We start from the raw sequence: 16,423 nt of genomic DNA on the forward strand, positions 1-16,423 counted from the left end.
AGACGACCGTGGACGTGCCGGCGAGGGCTACCTACGACCGGGTGGCGTGATGAACTGGAAGCAGAGCGATGAGCCTCTACCTCAGCGAGCACGAACGGTCCGCACTTGCGTCGATCAACTCCAATACGCTGCGCGAGCTGGTTGACGAGGCGGTATGGACCACCCGCTCAAGCGCGCTCCGCGAGCTCCGACTTGCAAGCTGCGGTGTCTATGTCGCCGAGCGACTGCGGCGGTTCGAACGCGACCTCGACAACTACGCCAAGGCAAAATCGGCGCAGAAGCGGAGCGATACGCGCGCGCGCGCGAGCAGCGCCGGGAGCGAACTCGTCCGCGCGCTCCGCGAGATGCAGGACCGGATGGCGACAGAGGACAAGGAGCTCGAGCGCTTCCGCATCGACGACCTAATTCCGCCGCCCCACCGCCTGCGTGAGCGGATCGAGGTACGGGTCGGCTTCCAATGGCGCGACACCGCCTCGGACTCCTGGCGGTTCGGCAGCATCACCTTCGCCCATGACGTCCAGCTGCGCCCCGATTATGAGAAGCCGGTGCCGAAGCGGAAGCCGAGCGCGGCGAAGCAGGATGAGGAGCGCCAGGACGAGCTCTACCGCCGCTGGGAGGATCTCCGGTCGCGGGCGCTCGGCGCCGTGCGGGAGTTTTTTCAAAAGGGCGGCGATGGCGCCGCGATCCCCGAGAGGTTCGAAGCGCAGCCCGGCATGCGAAGCCGCTTTCTCGACAATTTCAGCTGCGATTTCTGGCTCGATCGGGCAGCGGCATCCGGCGCGGCGGGCTAGGATCGCGCCTTGGCCAATATCGAGCTGCATTCCACCCACTCGACCCTCCGCGAGCGGATCGTCGAGCATGTGTTCGTCGGCGAGGCGCTTCGCGCGTTATGGCGGCGCGGCATCACCGACGTCGAGGTGCTGCGCTCCGAATTTGATGCCCACGGTTACGATCTGGTCATGCGGCGTGGGGCGGTGGATCGCCACATCCAGTTCAAGACCGGCGTGCGGGACAAGCCTGCGCCGGTGTCGGTCGGTCGCGCACTGGCCGAGAAGCCAAGTGGCTGCGTGATCTGGATCTGCGTGACGCTCGACCTCGCGATCGGTCCATTCTGGTGGTTTGGCGGCGGGCCCGGCGAGCCCCTCCCCGATCTCCTGGGATTCAAGAACCCGAAGCGCAACGGCCGAAACAAGGCCGGCGATCGGCCACCGCGCAGGAACCACAGCAAAGTGCCGACGCGTTACTTCCGCCGAGTGGACGGGATCGACGCCATCCTGGAGATCCTCTTCGGCCCGCTTCCGGTCGGGTCGGCACCAGCGGTGCCGGAGGATGCACGTGACGCCGCCTAGTTGCGATTAAGCCCCATCTCGCGGCTCTGGAGCTTATCCTTCCAGCGCGCTTCGAGCGCCATCAGCTCGGTGTCAGCTGCGGCCGAGCCGACCGTCTCCAGAACCTAGACCCGGTAGTCGCTCGCCTCGCGGCTCTTGAGCGCGACGTTGCCGCCATGGCCAGTGACGAAATAGTCACGCCAGCGCGCGAGGAAGCCACCGCCGCCCGACCCCATCCCGACATATTGCTCACGCGTGCGCGGGCACGTCAGCAGATAGATGCCGCGGTTTGCGGCGAGGGCCGCCCGCCAGCCGGCCGGGATCGTCTCGATCTCGGCGCGGTTGAGGATGAGCGCGTCGAAGCCTGGGAATTCATCCTCGCTGAAGCTGCGCCGCAGCTCGACGACCGGCTTGCCCGCGCGCGCGCCGTCGACCCGCTGCACCCATTGCCGGTAACCGCCGCCCCAGGCGATTCAGAGGCGGCCTACATAGTCCGCCAGCGCCGGCATGGGCGCGAGGCAATAGAGATTGCAGCTGCCGGCCGGCTCGGGCCGGCCGGTGATCGGATGCGGTCGTTCCTCGGGCAACGGTCCGACCAGCTCGGCGCTGTACATTCCCACGAACAGCGTCTCGGTGCTGCCAGGCAGGCCGACGAACGAGGCCCAAATCGGCGCGCGGAGGTCCGGCTCGTCGCCGAACGCCTGCGTTTCCTGATAGGCATCGAAGCGGGGGCGCTGGTCGCGCCACAGCGCGTAGAGCGATGGGAAGCCGGGGTAGCGTCCGTCCTTGTGGCGCAGCAGCCGCACGTCGCGGCGGGCAAGCCCGGCGCTGTCGAGGAGCGTGGTGAAGGTCAGCGGCGGCGCGGCGGTCACCGCTCCGCTCCATGGCGGTGCTCGCGGTCCAGCTCGGAGAAGTCCGTCAGCGCGTCGCACGCCATGCAATGGTACATCCAGCTCGCCTCCTGAAAGTGCATGCCGCACATGCAGCCGCAGAACGGGCAGCATTCCTCGAGTTCGAGATCGCCCCATTCCCAAACGCCAAGATATTCAGGGACCGCGTCTCGGTCGTAGCCGGTGATCTCGAAGGCATCGGTGTTCTTGGCGACATAGCCATCGACGCCGGCGCGCGACAACATCGGCAGCGCGTCCGCAGGCTCAATCGCGAACCACTCGCCGGAGAGCCTGCGGGTCGCGAAATGGGCGTGCAGCGCGCGCTCCAGCGCGTGATCATCCGCGGCGTTGATCCACCCCACTACTGCGAGCGCGACGGGGTTGCCGGTCTGGAGGTCGCGGCGGCGCTTCTCGATGTTCCGCGCCCGCCCGATCTTCGTGAAGACGCGGTCGTTCTCGACCTGCGAGATGAAGTAAACAGCCATCGATCAGAATCCGTGGCCTGCCCCGCCCAACACCTTCATAATGGCGTACTCTGCGCCGATGTCGAGCACGCCGCTGCCGTTGACAGTCGGGGACCCGCCCGTTCAGCTCGCGGGATGTCCGCTGCCCGCCTCCGGGAGATCGTCAATGTCGCCATTCCCCGGCTGTTCGAGCAGATCCGGGGTGGGCGCATCGTGTGCGAGAGCGAGGCAACGCTCCAGCTCCATCTCGGCCGCATCATCGCCACGGTCGCCGATCTTTATCTGGTGAGCGAGCGCGAGACCTTCTCGATCGAACTGGAAAAGCCGCTTCGGGGCGGTCGCGAAAAGCGCGGGCGGATCGACATCTGGTTTCAGCTGACCTTGACCGACGGCACGGTGACGCGCTGCGCGATTGAGCTCAAGTTTTTCAAGGAAGCGAACCACCGCGAACCGAACAACCGCTACTACGTCTTCAAGGATATCGCGCGATTGGAACGGTGCAAGGATGTGGCCGACATCGCCTTCATGCTGGTCGGCACGGACCATCAGCATTACATCTCCCGTGCGAGCTACTCCAAGAACACGGCTGATTTCGATATCCGGCACGGGGCGAACTACCGGGCCGGAACGCGCCTCGAATATCGGACCAACGACCCCTACGATGTGCCGATCACGCTCGCTCACGACTACGAATTCAGGTGGGCGGAACTCCCGGACACGCATTACCACGGCAGGACACTTCACTTCCTGCTAGTCGAGGTGTCTCCGGATCAGGAGATCGAGCCGGCGACAGTCCCGACGCCCGCTCAATCATTCCAGTCGGCATAGCTCGATGCACATTGCCTCGTGCGGCGATTGCGGGAAGAACCAGGCTCATGAGCAAACTCAAGAGCGTCTATATCGTCGAGTCTTTGGACCCGAAGGACTTCTACGAACGCATGCTCGACGGCCACGCCGCCAACGAGATCCTGCGCATCCTGGGGACGAGGACCGAGTATCGTGTCGCCTTCACCCGCAAGCTCGCGCGCAGGGCGATCGCGGAAGCGGCGCGCGGCGACTACGAGGTCCTGCACTTCTCCTCGCATGGCAACAGCGAAGGGGTGTTCCTGACCGACGAAAGGTTTCTGACCTGGGCCGAGTTTGTGGAACTGATCCGGCCCGCGGCAGGCGCGGACAAAGCGCTGGTTATGGCGACCTGCGGTGGCGGCGATAAAGCACTGACAAAGGCGCTGACTGCCGCCGGCGTCGTCTTTGGCTGGGTATTCGGGTCGACGGCGGACTCCGTCCACTTCTCGGATAGCTGCCTCGCCTGGTCGATCCTCTACAACCGCCTCTACGATTACGGTCTCAAGCGAGAAAAGCTCAAGATCACGCTCAAGGCGATCAACGCCGCCATCGTCGGCGACTTCGTCTATCGGCAATGGACCGGTAAGCGATATCGTCGCTTCCCCGCAAAGGCCTAGCACGTGCCGCTGTTCTCCCATCGGTTCACCCCCGCCTCCGCCTCCCCGCTCGGCACCTCGGTCGACCTGACGGTGCAGGAGGTCGAGGACGCGGGGCTGCGCGAGGTCCTGCAAACCCCCGGCGTGGCGCTCGGCAATTGGGGCCTGCTCAGTGCGCTGCTCCATCCCGGCAGCAGCCACTTCCTGTTCCACGCGCCGCTCGGCCAAGCCCGCGAGGTAAAAACCGCGGTCTCGGGCCTGTTCGGCCGCTTCGTCGCCCGCGCCTACGCCACCCGCTACCTGCGCTACTCCCACTTCGTGCACATCACCAAGCCGCCAATGATGCTGAGCGGCGCCATGAATGGCCTCCTGCGGCGTACGCCGCGGTTCCCGTCGGGCGACTTGCCCGACTGGGTGACGTGGGGTGCCGGCGCGGGTCTCGGCATCGTCGAGGCGAAAGGTTGCCATGACCAGGGCAGCCCCGCCGCCGCGCTGGAGCGCGCGCGAAAGCAGGCGCTGCGGGCGGAGATCACGGTCGGCGGCCGACCGGCGACGTTCAAGCGCTTCGCCATCGCCACACGCTGGGGATATGCGACGCCGACGCGCACCCAGCCGATGCTCTGGGTCCACGATCCCGTCGCCGAGGGCGGTGAAAGCCCGGAGGCTGCCGCAGCGCTCGCGCTCGGTGTTGCCCGCTACCACGCTGCGCGCCTGCTCGCGCCGCTCGGCTACCAAGAACTGGCCGATCAGCTGCTTGGCCTGGCGCGCGACCCGCTCCCCGCCAGCCGCAACCGTCGCCAGCGGCGCGGTCGCGAGGTTCTGGCCGAAGCGCCTGTGTTCGAGATGGACGACGTAGAGGGCGCGGCCGGCGAAGCGTTGCTCGGCGCAGTCGTGGTACGCGGATCGAAGCTGGCGCCGGCCGACCTGTCGCCATCCGACCGGGAAACGCTGGAGCGGCTCGACCTGAACCCGACTTTCGTCGGCATCGATCGCCAGGAGGTCAAGCGGCTGATCGAGGGCGAAACGACACCGCCCGCGCCACCCACCGACGCGCAGCGTGTTCTCGTAGGGGACGATGGCGCCGGCGGCCGCGTCGTTCGGCTCGGGAGAGACGGTGGGACTGTCCGGCTCGTCTGATCGCAACCCGGTGGCAGGGTACGACCGGACCTCTGCCGCTCCGGCACCGGTGACGCCGGGAGATTGAAAAGTGGCGGGGGTGTTCGGTTGGGATGGCGTTATGTTCGATGGCGGACCATGGACGTGGTGTAGACGCGGAGGAAAAGTGACGAGGCAGACCTTTCTCGAGCGCAACTTATGCGCGGCGGGATCATCGCAGTGATCGACGAAGGGGCCGCGCGGCTCGCGCTGTGCAACCTCATGCACCGGCTCGCTCGTCGCTACCACGAGGCGGCGCGGGCGATCACTACCGATCACCTGAAGCTGCTGTTCGAGCGCTGGAGCGAGGCGCGCGCATTGCTGGCCGCCGCAACCGGGCTCGAACCTGCCGAGGACGACGCGCTCGCGGCAGCCGAGACGGCGGACGTCGCGGCGCGAGTGGCTGCGGGACGCAACGCGCTGGTGGAGCTGATCCGGGCTGGTGAGGCGGAGCTTCGAGACACCGCCGAGGACGCACGCAGCGCCGGCATCGCGGCGGACCTGCTCGACCGGATCGACGCATCGCTGGCCGAGGTCAGCGACGACCTCTTCCGCGAACTCGGCACCCTGCGCGCCACCTGGGAGCCTGCGCCGGGGCGGTATGAGCGCTCCTTCGGGCTCGGTCGCATGACCACTGGTATCCCCGGACTGACCCAGCCGCAGTCGCGCATCTTCGACCTTTGGTACGCCACCAACCGGCGCGCGATCGTCCAGCAGGACAAGGTCGTCGGCTACGGCGCCGAGCGCGACGCGGAGACCCATCTTGGCCGCTGCGGCGTTATCATCCCTCAGGCGCACGAGATCGGCTCGACCGGCTCGCCGTGGTGGCGGCGGCTCTCGCGCGGTGACGATCGGCTGAGCATCGACAGCATCGATCCGGCAGAACCCGATGACTATTGGGCAAGCCTCGTCGATCGCGTCGGGGCCGAAGCCGGTCCGGGCGATGCCGTCGTGTTCCTGCACGGTTACAATGTCAGCTTCGATGGCGCCGCGCTCCGGGCCGCGCAGATCGGGGCCGATCTCGGTCTTACCGGTCCAATGGCGTTCTTCAGCTGGCCGTCGCGCGGCCGGATCCTGTCCTACGCGATCGACGAAGCTGCCATCGAGGCGAGCGAGGCGGCGATCACGCAGTTCCTCGTCGATGTCGCCACCAGGAGCACCGCCGCCCGGGTCCATCTCGTCGCCCACAGCATGGGCAATCGCGGGCTGCTGCGCGCGGTCAACCGCATCGCCGGGAAGGCCGCGGATCGAGCGGCAAAGCCCTTCGGTCAGATCATCCTCGCAGCTCCGGACGTCGACAGCGACCTGTTCCGCGATCTCGCCGGCGCCTACGGCGAGGTCGGCACGCGCACCACCTTGTACGTGTCCGCAGCGGACCTGGCGATCCGCTGCTCGCGCCTGTTCCACGGCGCCGCCCGCATCGGTTTCACGCCGCCGGTGGCGGTGATCGACGGGATCGACACGGTCAACGTGACCAACGTCGACCTGACGCTGCTCGGCCACGGCTATGTCGCGAGCTGTCGTCCGGTGCTCGGCGACATGCAGCAGCTGCTGGTCAACGACCTGCCGCCGCCCCAGCGCGCCTTTCTTAGAGAGATCGCCGGCGGCGGCACGCGGCACTGGGAGATCGCCGGCTGACACCCCATGTTGGCGGCCCGCCTTCTTCTTGATCGTCGATCATGCCCATTCGTTCGTCCATCCTGTTCCCGAACACCTCCGCTCGCGCGGCCTACTCGCCGCGCGAGATCATTGTCCACATCGAGGAGGAGTTCGATCCCGCGCGCGCCGACGAGGCCTATCGGCGCGACTGGTTTGAGGCGCACCTCCCCGTCCTCGTCCACGAGTTCCAGCACGGTCTCGACCATGTCGGCACGGTCGCCGGGCGCGAGCTGCTGACCTGCCTCTCGGACGCCCATTTCGGACTGGAGAGCAAGCTGGCTGGCGACAGCAGTCAGCTATGGCGGATGGCGGCCCTTCGCGACGCCGAGCGGCGGTTCGACCGAGGCGCCTATTTCCACGAATATGACCCCGACTATCGCTGGCTGACGCCGCGGCTGCCGCGATGGCGCTGGGAATCGTCGGTCGGGCTGGCGTTCGATCACGCCGGGCGCTCCGACGCGGCTGAGCCCATCTACTTCCTGCGGTTCACTGACGTCGACCAGAACCGCTTCGTCTCACGCCAGCCGATCACGGCCGCGGCCCTGTTCGAGACCAGGGCGATGTTCGTCGAGCTGGAGCACGCGGCGCTGATCGCCTTCCGGGAGGCGCAGGGCGATGAGGAGCGTCTGAGCGCGTTCGGCCGCGATCAGGCCCGGACCTTCTACGATCCTTCGCTGACTCTCTATTCCGCGCCGGCCCATCTCGCCGCGAGCCGGTGCGGCGACGGCGATCCGCTGACGGCGTACCGCATCGCCGCGCATGCTGCCGGCGTCGTCCTCAACCTCGCGCCCGACCTCGATCTCGACGTGAGGATTCCGGACGTCTTGCGCGACGAGCGCGGTATGGAGCGCCTGCAGCAGCTTGTCGCCCGGCGAGACCCTGGCTTCCTGTTCGTCGTCCTGATCTCGGCCGCTCCGCGCTACGACGGCGACACCGATCGCTGGCTGCGCGATGCCCTGGCGGCGGCAAACTTCCCGCCACTGGACGCGATCTACGAGGCGGCGCTCGGGCACCTCGCCTATCCGAGCGTCCGCCACGGCACGCAGTTCGACATGATCTACTTCGAGGGTTGCGCCGCCGGCCACACCAACGCCGCGCGCACCCGCCCCACCCGCGGGCTCCTGGACGTTCCGACCATGAGCAGGCTGAACACCATAGAGGGACCCTTTGCCCTGCCCAACTACTTCGCTGGCGACCGAGCGCTGTCGCCCCCGTGCGCCTCGATCCTTGAGGCCGATCGCCAGCGCGAGGCGGTGGAAGGTGCCGCGGTACTGAGCAGCCAAATGGCGGAGTTCCTGGCGGCGTGCCGTTAGCCGGCTGCCAGCGCCCGCGCGTGTGCTAGTCCGCGCCCGATGCGTTGCTCGCTGACCCGCGATGAGGTTGCCGCCCTGGTCCGGCGCGATGTCGGACGGATCGGCGGAGGGGCCCTGAGAGCAATCCGCGCCGCGGTCGCGGAAGTCGCGGCGGCCGACGCCGGCGCCCGACACGTCGAGCGAAAGCTCGCAGCTGCTGCGCTCGATCGCAACGAGGTTGTCGCCGCTGGTCGAGGAGACGGCCGCCACCCGATTGCAGGAAGTGCCGTTGCTCGCGGCCGTCGGCGCCATGGCGTTGCGATACCGCCCTTGCCGCGCTCGACCCGGAGCAGCATGCGCTCGCTGTCGATGTCACGGACCTTGAGGGCGGCGACCTCGGCCGCGCGCAGTCCCGCACCATAGGCGACGGACAGCGCCGCCTGATGCTTGAGGCACGTGGTCGCGTCGAGCAGCCGCGCTACCTCGTCCCGGCTCAGCACCACCGGCAGCTTGCGCTCATGCCGCATCCGGACCAGCTTGCGCGCCAGGTCCGGCCGGTCGAGCGTCTGCGTGAAGAAGAACCGCAGCGTTGACACGATAGCGTTCATGGTCGACGCCGGGACATCCAGCTCGCCTTGCTCGATCTGGAAGCGCCGGACGTCCTCCGCCGTTGCGGTGTCCGGTGAGCGCCCCAGGAACGTCGCGAACCGGCCGACATCGCGGATGTAGTTGCGTTGCGTCTCGCGGCCGAAGCGCCGTATCTCCATCTCGTCGATGAGACGCTGGCGTAGCGGGCTGACGGCAACAGGAATGAGGGTGGTCATGGCAGGACTCCTTCTGGTGGAGTCCCGATGCTCTGCCTGCCTCCTGCCGCGCTCAACCGGCGCGCAACGCTCGTTACATTACCTCAACCGTGCCCCGCACGCCCCTCCCGCGCAGCGGGTTCGTGCTTCCACCAGCGGTAGGCGTTCGAGCCCCCTGCCCTCACTGCTGAACGAACGGCAGCTTACCCCGGTGGGTCGCCCGAAACCGGACAGGCCGCTCTCCACCATGCGCGGGCGTTCGAGCCCCCTTCGCCGCCGCATGAACGAATGTCCGGTTTCTCGCGATCAACGTCCGAAAGCGGACAGGCCGCAATCCACCAAACCCTGATTAAAATGAACTTTTATCTCACAAGCGCCTGCGTGGCGAAGCAGAACTTGGGCGCAAGCCAAAGCACTTTTTTCCTTAAATCGACTGGCTCTCTATAAATAAATCTTTATTCCAATTCTAACCGTTCGCGGCTCAACTATTCGACTGATCCTACCTTCGACCGGCCCCCGGGTGTCGACTTTAGGGAGGTAAGACTCGTAGAGATAGGCAATGTCCTTGTCGCGGCTAGCGAGCATGTTCAGCACCTCGCCGTACAGTTCCACCCTGCCGCGCTTCCAAGCGACCCGCGTGTTCACGACCGTACTGCCACGGTCGCGAACGCTGTCATCCTCGATCAGCGGATACGGCCCGAGATGTCGCAGCCGCAGACTTCCTTCCCATGATCCGGCTGTAACCGCGGCGCCGATCGAGGCCGCGTTCTCGAACGCGTTCGGGATTCGGTCTCCATTGTCGTACCGAGCATGGCTAGCGGTATAGATGGCGTCCAAGGCCAGCCAGGACGTGGGTCGCCAAAAGCCGACGAGCTCGTAGCCACGCCGCCGGCTCGCTCCCGTCGGCTCGACCGAGTTGGCGTCCCCGACGAACCGGAGTTCGCTGTCCACGTCGAGCCACCAGTAGGTCGCGGTCAGGCTCACCTTTCCTCTCTGCACCCTCGCGCCCACCTCTCGACCGTCGCCGCGCACGAGCGGCGCCACCGCAGCTTCCCGGTTCACCGCTCCGCGAACGTCGTTCGAATGGAAGCCTCGCCCCCAGTTGCCGTAGAACTCGATCCAGGTCGCAGGCGCGTATGCGACCGACATCTTAGGCGAGACCTGCACCGCGTCACCCGTGCCGGTGCCGAGCGCTTCTGCCGCAGCGTCGCGCGCGCGCACGGCGAACGCATAATAGTCACCGCGAAGGCCGCCGACGAGGCGCAGACCAGGAGCCGGATTCCAGCGCACCTCCCCGTACAGCCCCGCCGAGCTCTCCTGCACACGGTAGCGGCCGAGGGAACCCAGAAGTCGTCGGGACGCGGTGCGATACACGCCGACATCGCCGACGTGGTCGTGGCGAACCTCGCCTCCGAGCATCATCTCCAATCTAGGCAGAATGCTCCAGTTCCGCTGCCCTCGGCCGCCTATGATCCACCTGCGGTCGAACTGCTCGATCTGCGCGTTCGTGCCGTCCGGGTCGGCATAGGTCGGGTTCGAGAACATCCTCCAGTCGTAGAACTGCCCGAAGACATTCGCCTTCCAGTCGTCGCCTTCGGCCGCGACGTTGCCGATCAGGCGCGTGGTCCTGCCACGCGCGCTGGGATCCGGGGAGCAGAAGACATCCGGACAGACCTCGGAGCCGATGGCGCGCTCGGGTATCTGCTCGGTCGGGCGCCAGGTCGCGTGATAGGCGTGGAGCGTGACCGCAAGATCGACTGCCCCGACCTGCCTGCGGTATTTCCCGAACCCGGCCAGATGCCGAAGTCTCTCCGGCTGCTGCCAAGGTCCGTCATAGGCCTTGCCCTCGCCGACCAGCGTCAGCGTCCCGGAACCGACGTTCTCGAGGGTCCCGCCCGCCGCGATGCGGCGCCAGCCGTAGGACCCCAGCTCGGCTGACGCCCAAGGACGATCATAGCTATCTATAGTCCTGAAGTAGGCCGCGCCCGCGAGTGCGAAGTCGCCGCCGTCCGCCCTGTACGGTCCCTTTCGGAAGTCCTCGCTGGCGACGATCTCAGGAATGAGGCCGTTCAGATCGAGATAGCCCTGACCGTGTCCGTGACTTCGAAGGTTCATCTGGACCCCGTCGACATAGGCCGTGAAGTCGGAGCCGTGATCCAGATTGAAGCCGCGCAGGAAGTACTGGTTCGCCTTGCCGCTGCCGGAGTGCTGCGCGGCGATCATCCCGGGCACTGCTTCGACCAGCTCAGCGACGCGCAGGAGCGGACGGACGAGCAGATCCGCTCCGCTCACCGTGCCCTCGCTGGCTGCCGCCGCAACCCCGATCTTTGCCTCCCCCCGACCGAAGACGACGATATCGTCCGGCTCCGGTCCGTTCCTCTCGGTCGAAGCAATGGGCGGATCGTCATCTCGGGTAGGTTCGGCAGCGGCTTGGCCACAGCTGACGAACGCTACCGCTCCGAGAGCTGCCAGGAGCGTCCCGTGACACATCAGGACTTGCCCCGTCGACTGGACGGGACCTGCATGCCTGTCGCCTCCGGTGTCATCAGGCGACCTGCGGCCGGCGCTCGATGAAGCGGAAGATCAGGAACGACGTGCCCCAGGCCGCGGCGAACACGCCGATGATGGCGAACCCCAGCGCGTTGAAGTTCTCGTTCAGCGCCATGGCTCCGCGGGCGATCGGTCCTTCCAGACCTAACCTGCGCACTGCAAGCGCGGCGATCTCCACGCCGCCGATGAACAGTGCGACCGCGATCGACATCAGCGTGATCGTCATGTTGTAGTAGAGCTTGCGCAGCGGGCGGACGAACGCCCAGCGGTAGGCACCCACCATCAGCACGCCGTCGGTGGTGTCGAGCAGCGACATCCCGGCGGCGAAGAGCACCGGATAGACGAGCGCCGCCTCGATCGGGACGCCCCGCCCCGCCTGGGTCGCGGAGAGGCCGAACAGGGTCACTTCGGTCGCGGTGTCGAAGCCGAGCCCGAACAGGAACCCCAGTGGGGCCATGTGCCAGGAGCGGCCGATCAGCCGGAACAGCGGCCGGAACAGGCGCGAGAGCGGCCCGCGAGCGGCGAACATGAGATCGAATGCACCGTTGTCGATCCGCTCGCCCGACCGCACGCGCCCGATCGTCCGCAGGATCGTGACGAGGATCATCAGGTTCATTGCAGCGACGACGAGAAGGAATAGCCCCGAGATACAGGTGCTCAGCGTGCCGCCCACTTCTCTGAAAGTCTTGAACGCCTCGAGATTGCTGGCTGCCGCAATCACGACGGCGGTGACCAGAATGACGACCGCGGAGTGGCCGATGGCGAACCAGAAGCCGACGGCGACCGGCTGCTGACGCTCCTGCATCAGCTTGCGCGTCACGTTGTCGATCGCCGCGATGTGGTCGGCGTCGACGGCGTGACGCAGGCCCAGGCCGTAGACTAGGACGGCCACGCCGAGCATCGCCGGCCTGTCGTGGAAGAGCAGCAGCGCCCATGCCCAGCCGCCGAGGTTCAGCACGGCAAGCGCGGCGTAGACGATCGCGAGATTGCGTCGAAACGCCTTATCGGCCGGCAGCAGCGCGGCGAGGCGCGCGATCATGCCGCTGCTTCCTGCGCGAGCGCCTCGAGCAGGTCGCGCATCGCGGATAGGATCGGCGAGCCGACATCCCCGCCATGCCGCTCGACCAGCCATGCGGGGTCGTTGTAGCCGACATGCACGCCGTCGGCGTCCTCCCAGACGATCAGCTTGAGAGGCAGATCGATGCCCAGCGTCGGACGGGCCTGCATGAGCCCGGTTCCGGCGCGCGGATTGCCGAACACGAACAGAATGAGCGGATGCAGCGCCAGCCCCGCATCTTCTGCCGCTGCGGCATGATCGATACGGGCCATCGGTACCATGCCGCGGGTCCCGAACGCTGCCTCGAGACGGGCTAAAACCTGAGCGTACCCGCCCTCGGCAGGTCGCGTGACGAGGCCGGGGACGCTCATGTCGCCGCTCCCGTCCTGTGAATGAACAGCGTCACTGCAGCGAGCGCGAGCAGCCCGCCGGCAGCTTCGCCAAGAAGGTACGGAGCCGCTGATGCACCCCCGAGTGCTAGAGGCCCTGCCGTGACCAGCGCCCCGAGCACCACGGCCGGGTTGGCGTAGGAGGTCGTGGGCGTGGCGATCACGCCGGCTACCAGCCAGGCGCCTACGGCGAATGGTCCGGTGGTCGCGCGGCCGCTGCGCGCACAGCCGAATACGACGAGCATCAGTCCTGCGCTCGCGACGAGCTCGCTCACGGCGCCATTCCAGCCCAGGCCGCCCGCTCCGGTGGCCGCGACGTGCCACACCTGACCTGCCAGCCAGCCGCCAAGGACGCCACCGCCCAGCTGCGCTGAGACGTAGGCTGCCGTGCAGATGCCGCCGCGTTCTCGGGCGAGCCACTGCATTACCGTGATCAGCGGATTGAAGTGACCGCCCGATACGGCGCCGAGCGCGACGATCAGCGACACGAGCGCGCCTGCGAGGACCAGCGCCACGACCGGCAGCACGAAGCCCGGCGCGGCGGCGAACAGCCGGCTCGCCGCGATGCCGCCGCCGCTCGCCGCCAGCACAAGCAGCAGGGTCCCGAGCGCTTCGACTCCTGACCGCCTCCAGAGCGACAGCGCCGGATCGGCCTCGTGGAAGCAGGTGAGCTGGGCGGGCCTCATCACGCCGCGTCCTGCTCCGCGAAGCGCGCGTCTATCTCGGCCATCTTCTCGGCCAGCTCGGTCGGCGTGAAGAAGCCCTTGGTGAACCCGATGTTCGCGAAGGCGACGATCCAGCGCTCGTAATAGGGCAGCTTGCCGATCAGCATCTCGCCGAGCGCCTCGACGCCCTTGCGCTTCTCCTCGGTGTTGATGAGCTTCCTGAAGTCGAGCACGTCGGCAAGCGCGTGGCAGCGCTTCTCCCAGGGCTCGAGCACATGCTCCACACGCATCACCGATCCGGCCTCGAAGCCGCCGATGTCGTTAGGCAGTCGGCTGACGAAGTCCTCGGTCGCCATCACGCGGCCTCCTTGTCCAGAGTAACGGGGATGACGCCGATCATCGCGTCACGAGTGACGAGAGCGGCGAGCCGTTCCTCCGACCAGCCCTCGGTGCCCTCGGGCCGACGCGGAAGGACCAGGTAGCGGACGACCGCAGTGGAGTCGCTCACGCGGATCTCGACGTCGTCCGGGATGAAGGTGCCGAATTCGGCGAGCACCTTGCGGGGTTCGATCACCGCGCGGGCCCGGTAGGGCTTCAGCTTGTACCAGTCGGGCGGAAGCCCAAGGACTGGCCGCGGATAGCAGGAGCACAGGGTGCACACGATCAGGTTGTGCACTTCGGCCGTGTTCTCGAGCACGATCAGCTGAGTGTCGTCGTAGAAGCTGATGCCCAGCTCCTCGCAGCCCTTTCGGCCGTCCGCGAGCAGGCGCTCCTTAAAGGCGGAGTCGGTCCACGCATGAGCCACGACGGCGGCGCCCAGCGCGGGCGTGCGGCTGTCGAGCACCTCGATCTGGTGCCGGATGTCGCTGGCGGTGATGAACCCCTTCCCGGTCAGGAGTTCCCGCACGGCGGTTTCCATGACCTCGTAGTACCCCGGCTTCGAGTCGGCGGTTATGGGGACGTGATCGTCGTGATCGTGGTCGTGGTCGTGATCATGACCATGATCGTGTGTATGCGGTCCGCCAGCCATCATGCGCGCTCCAGCCAGGTCTCGTAGATCTCGATGTGCAGCTCGTCGCGTGGGGAGCCGTCATACTTCTCCCAGAGCGTGGGCATCGGGATGGAGACGCGGTAGTAGTGCCGCCTGCTGCCGGCGTTCCGGCCGTATCCCTCCTCCTCGTTGTCCACGAGCGCCGGCTCGATTACGCGCTCTACGGTGCCTACGCTGCCGCGCAGGTAGATCGGCACACGGTAGTGACCGATCGGCGCGCGCATAGCGACGCGAACTCGCTCTCCTACGTCGAAGACCGGCATCTCGTTCAGGGCCGGCAGTACCTGCTGTAGTATCGAAGCGGTCATGGTTCGCTCCCTGTTGATCCATGACCAGGAAGTTGCAGAACAGCGATCCGGCCCGCCATTCTACCGTGTCAGGCATGACCCCATACGTGAGTACATGTCGGCACTCACATCTGCGAAGCGGAGGACAGGAAACGCCCCCATTCGTTCCTTATAGCGAAGTTCCGACCTGGCACAGAGAACCCGCTTGCCGTCCAGGTGCGGTGGACTCCGATACCGTCGTATGAATGTATTCGACCACCCGGTCGTGCAAGAAATCTAATGCGGCGCTCGACAGAACTCCGTCATATCTCTCCACGGCACCCACATGACGACGCAGCCAGCCCCGATCGAACCGGGCCGCACCCTGCATCGCTCCTGCGTTGACCTTGGACGATCACAGGGAAAGGTACGTAAAGTGATCACGCGACTGATGCAGTTCTTCCTCTTCGGCGCAGCCGTCGGAAGCACCCTTTCAGGTGCTTCGGCTTCTGCTCAGCAGACGCCCTACGCGACCATCAACGCGGCCGCCGAGGCATCGGCCATTACCGTCCAGCCGCTTCGCGGGGGCGTGTCGATGCTTCAGGGTTCCGGCGGCAACATGGCCGCATACGCAGGCCCGGACGGCATGTTCCTCGTCGACGACGGCATTGCGCTGTCGAAGGACAAGATCGAGGCGGCGCTTCGCGGCATTTCTCCGGTGCCGATCAGATATGCGGTGAACACGCACTGGCACTGGGACCATGCCGACGGAAACGGGTGGACGCATCGCGCCGGCGCAGTCCTGATCGCCCACGCGAACACCGCCAGGCACCTGGACCAGACCATCCGCGTCGAGGAGTGGGGGCATACCTTCACGCCCGTGTCGCAGGATGCACGGGTCGCGCAGCTGGTGCGGGGCGAGAGGTCGATGCCGTTCGGCGGCGAGACCATACGGCTACGCCCCTACGTTCCGTCGCACACCGACGGAGATCTGTCGGCCTACTTCATCAAGGCCGACGTGCTGCTGACCGGGGACACGTGGTGGAACGGCCTTTATCCGTTCATCGACTACGTTGCGGGCGGAGGCATCGACGGAATGATCCAGGCTGCCGAAGCAAATGTTGCCATGGCGGGCCCCGGTACGATCGTCGTTCCCGGGCACGGCCCTGTCGGCGGGAGAAAGGACCTCGTTGAATATCGTGACATGCTGGTTGCGATCCGAAACAAGGTCGCCACGCTGAAGAGGCAGGGTAAGTCGCTTGAGGAGACGATCATGGCGAAGCCAACTACCGAGTTCGACGACCGTTGGGGACAGATGATCATCAGCCCCGCCCTTTTCACGACTCTCGTGTATCGCGGGGTATAGTTTGTATCGGGATCTGGCGGGGTGGACGCAGGACGGCTTCGGACCG

19 protein-coding genes are annotated in these 16,423 nt (G+C 66.5%); 8 read left to right on the plus strand and 11 right to left on the minus strand.

Annotated features, from left to right (window positions below; genetic code table 11):
* The first annotated feature begins 68 nt into the window (after positions 1 to 68).
* Together NF699_08045 and NF699_08050 are read left to right on the plus strand one after the other, a co-directional pair.
* The gene (locus tag NF699_08045; GenBank protein ID USU06595.1) at positions 69 to 791 is read left to right on the plus strand and encodes a hypothetical protein; all 723 of its coding nucleotides are present in this window, start codon (positions 69 to 71) and stop codon (positions 789 to 791) included.
* A 9-nt stretch (positions 792 to 800) separates the two neighbouring features.
* Complete coding sequence (locus NF699_08050; GenBank protein USU06596.1) at positions 801 to 1,349, plus strand: hypothetical protein; 549 nt, start codon at positions 801 to 803, stop codon at positions 1,347 to 1,349.
* A 104-nt stretch (positions 1,350 to 1,453) separates the two neighbouring features.
* On the opposite strand, the gene NF699_08055 is transcribed toward NF699_08050, so the two are convergent.
* Genes NF699_08055 through NF699_08065 form a run of 3 tightly spaced genes read right to left on the minus strand, consistent with a single transcriptional unit; the run spans position 1,454 to position 2,703 of the window.
* The gene (locus NF699_08055) at positions 1,454 to 1,771 is read right to left on the minus strand and encodes a hypothetical protein (GenBank protein USU06597.1); all 318 of its coding nucleotides are present in this window, start codon (positions 1,769 to 1,771) and stop codon (positions 1,454 to 1,456) included.
* A 30-nt stretch (positions 1,772 to 1,801) separates the two neighbouring features.
* Positions 1,802 to 2,200: a hypothetical protein gene (locus NF699_08060; protein USU06598.1), complete on the minus strand. Its 399-nt coding sequence runs from the start codon at positions 2,198 to 2,200 to the stop codon at positions 1,802 to 1,804.
* Positions 2,197 to 2,703, minus strand: a complete 507-nt coding sequence (locus NF699_08065; protein USU06599.1) for a GIY-YIG nuclease family protein — start codon at positions 2,701 to 2,703, stop codon at positions 2,197 to 2,199. Before NF699_08065 ends, NF699_08060 begins: the two co-directional genes overlap by 4 nt.
* A gap of 114 nt (positions 2,704 to 2,817) precedes the next feature.
* Here NF699_08065 and NF699_08070 point away from each other — a divergent pair, with 114 nt between their 5' ends.
* The 5 genes from NF699_08070 (at position 2,818) to NF699_08090 (ending at position 8,251) form a co-directional block, all read left to right on the plus strand.
* Positions 2,818 to 3,510 (plus strand): hypothetical protein, encoded by a 693-nt coding sequence (locus NF699_08070; protein USU06600.1) that lies wholly within the window; start codon positions 2,818 to 2,820, stop codon positions 3,508 to 3,510.
* 83 nt (positions 3,511 to 3,593) lie between these two features.
* Positions 3,594 to 4,145 carry a hypothetical protein gene (locus NF699_08075; protein USU06601.1) on the plus strand — a complete coding sequence of 184 codons (552 nt, stop codon included), beginning with the start codon at positions 3,594 to 3,596 and terminating at the stop codon, positions 4,143 to 4,145.
* 3 nt (positions 4,146 to 4,148) lie between these two features.
* Positions 4,149 to 5,261, plus strand: coding sequence for a hypothetical protein (locus NF699_08080; GenBank protein ID USU06602.1), 1,113 nt, complete (start codon positions 4,149 to 4,151; stop codon positions 5,259 to 5,261).
* 198 nt (positions 5,262 to 5,459) lie between these two features.
* The gene (locus tag NF699_08085) at positions 5,460 to 6,917 is read left to right on the plus strand and encodes an alpha/beta hydrolase (GenBank protein ID USU06603.1); all 1,458 of its coding nucleotides are present in this window, start codon (positions 5,460 to 5,462) and stop codon (positions 6,915 to 6,917) included.
* Between the two features lie 41 nt (positions 6,918 to 6,958).
* Positions 6,959 to 8,251: a hypothetical protein gene (locus tag NF699_08090; GenBank protein ID USU06604.1), complete on the plus strand. Its 1,293-nt coding sequence runs from the start codon at positions 6,959 to 6,961 to the stop codon at positions 8,249 to 8,251.
* On the opposite strand, the gene NF699_08095 is transcribed toward NF699_08090, so the two are convergent.
* From NF699_08095 to NF699_08130, 8 genes are all read right to left on the minus strand, one after another.
* The gene (locus tag NF699_08095; GenBank protein ID USU06605.1) at positions 8,248 to 9,054 is read right to left on the minus strand and encodes a site-specific integrase; all 807 of its coding nucleotides are present in this window, start codon (positions 9,052 to 9,054) and stop codon (positions 8,248 to 8,250) included. The genes NF699_08090 and NF699_08095 overlap by 4 nt on opposite strands.
* Before the next feature lie 420 nt (positions 9,055 to 9,474).
* Positions 9,475 to 11,523, minus strand: a complete 2,049-nt coding sequence (locus tag NF699_08100) for a TonB-dependent receptor (GenBank protein ID USU06606.1) — start codon at positions 11,521 to 11,523, stop codon at positions 9,475 to 9,477.
* A gap of 55 nt (positions 11,524 to 11,578) precedes the next feature.
* Positions 11,579 to 12,622: a HoxN/HupN/NixA family nickel/cobalt transporter gene (locus NF699_08105; GenBank protein USU06607.1), complete on the minus strand. Its 1,044-nt coding sequence runs from the start codon at positions 12,620 to 12,622 to the stop codon at positions 11,579 to 11,581.
* Entirely contained in the window at positions 12,619 to 13,011 is a 393-nt protein-coding gene (locus NF699_08110) for a DUF302 domain-containing protein (GenBank protein ID USU06608.1), read from the minus strand. Before NF699_08110 ends, NF699_08105 begins: the two co-directional genes overlap by 4 nt.
* Positions 13,008 to 13,715, minus strand: a complete 708-nt coding sequence (locus tag NF699_08115; protein ID USU06609.1) for an aquaporin — start codon at positions 13,713 to 13,715, stop codon at positions 13,008 to 13,010. The genes NF699_08110 and NF699_08115 overlap by 4 nt, the downstream gene beginning before the upstream one ends.
* A complete protein-coding gene (locus tag NF699_08120; GenBank protein ID USU06610.1) occupies positions 13,715 to 14,050 on the minus strand; it encodes a nitrile hydratase subunit beta in 336 nt (111 codons plus the stop codon). The genes NF699_08115 and NF699_08120 overlap by 1 nt, the downstream gene beginning before the upstream one ends.
* Positions 14,050 to 14,724 carry a nitrile hydratase subunit alpha gene (locus tag NF699_08125; protein ID USU06611.1) on the minus strand — a complete coding sequence of 225 codons (675 nt, stop codon included), beginning with the start codon at positions 14,722 to 14,724 and terminating at the stop codon, positions 14,050 to 14,052. Before NF699_08125 ends, NF699_08120 begins: the two co-directional genes overlap by 1 nt.
* Positions 14,724 to 15,053, minus strand: a complete 330-nt coding sequence (locus NF699_08130; protein ID USU06612.1) for a nitrile hydratase subunit beta — start codon at positions 15,051 to 15,053, stop codon at positions 14,724 to 14,726. The genes NF699_08125 and NF699_08130 overlap by 1 nt, the downstream gene beginning before the upstream one ends.
* A 304-nt stretch (positions 15,054 to 15,357) precedes the next feature.
* On the opposite strand from NF699_08130, the gene NF699_08135 reads away from it, so the two are divergent.
* Positions 15,358 to 16,377, plus strand: coding sequence for an MBL fold metallo-hydrolase (locus tag NF699_08135; protein USU06613.1), 1,020 nt, complete (start codon positions 15,358 to 15,360; stop codon positions 16,375 to 16,377).
* Positions 16,378 to 16,423: the final 46 nt, after the last annotated feature.

The organism is Sphingomonadaceae bacterium OTU29LAMAA1 (assembly GCA_024072375.1).
GTDB lineage: Bacteria > Pseudomonadota > Alphaproteobacteria > Sphingomonadales > Sphingomonadaceae > Sphingomonas.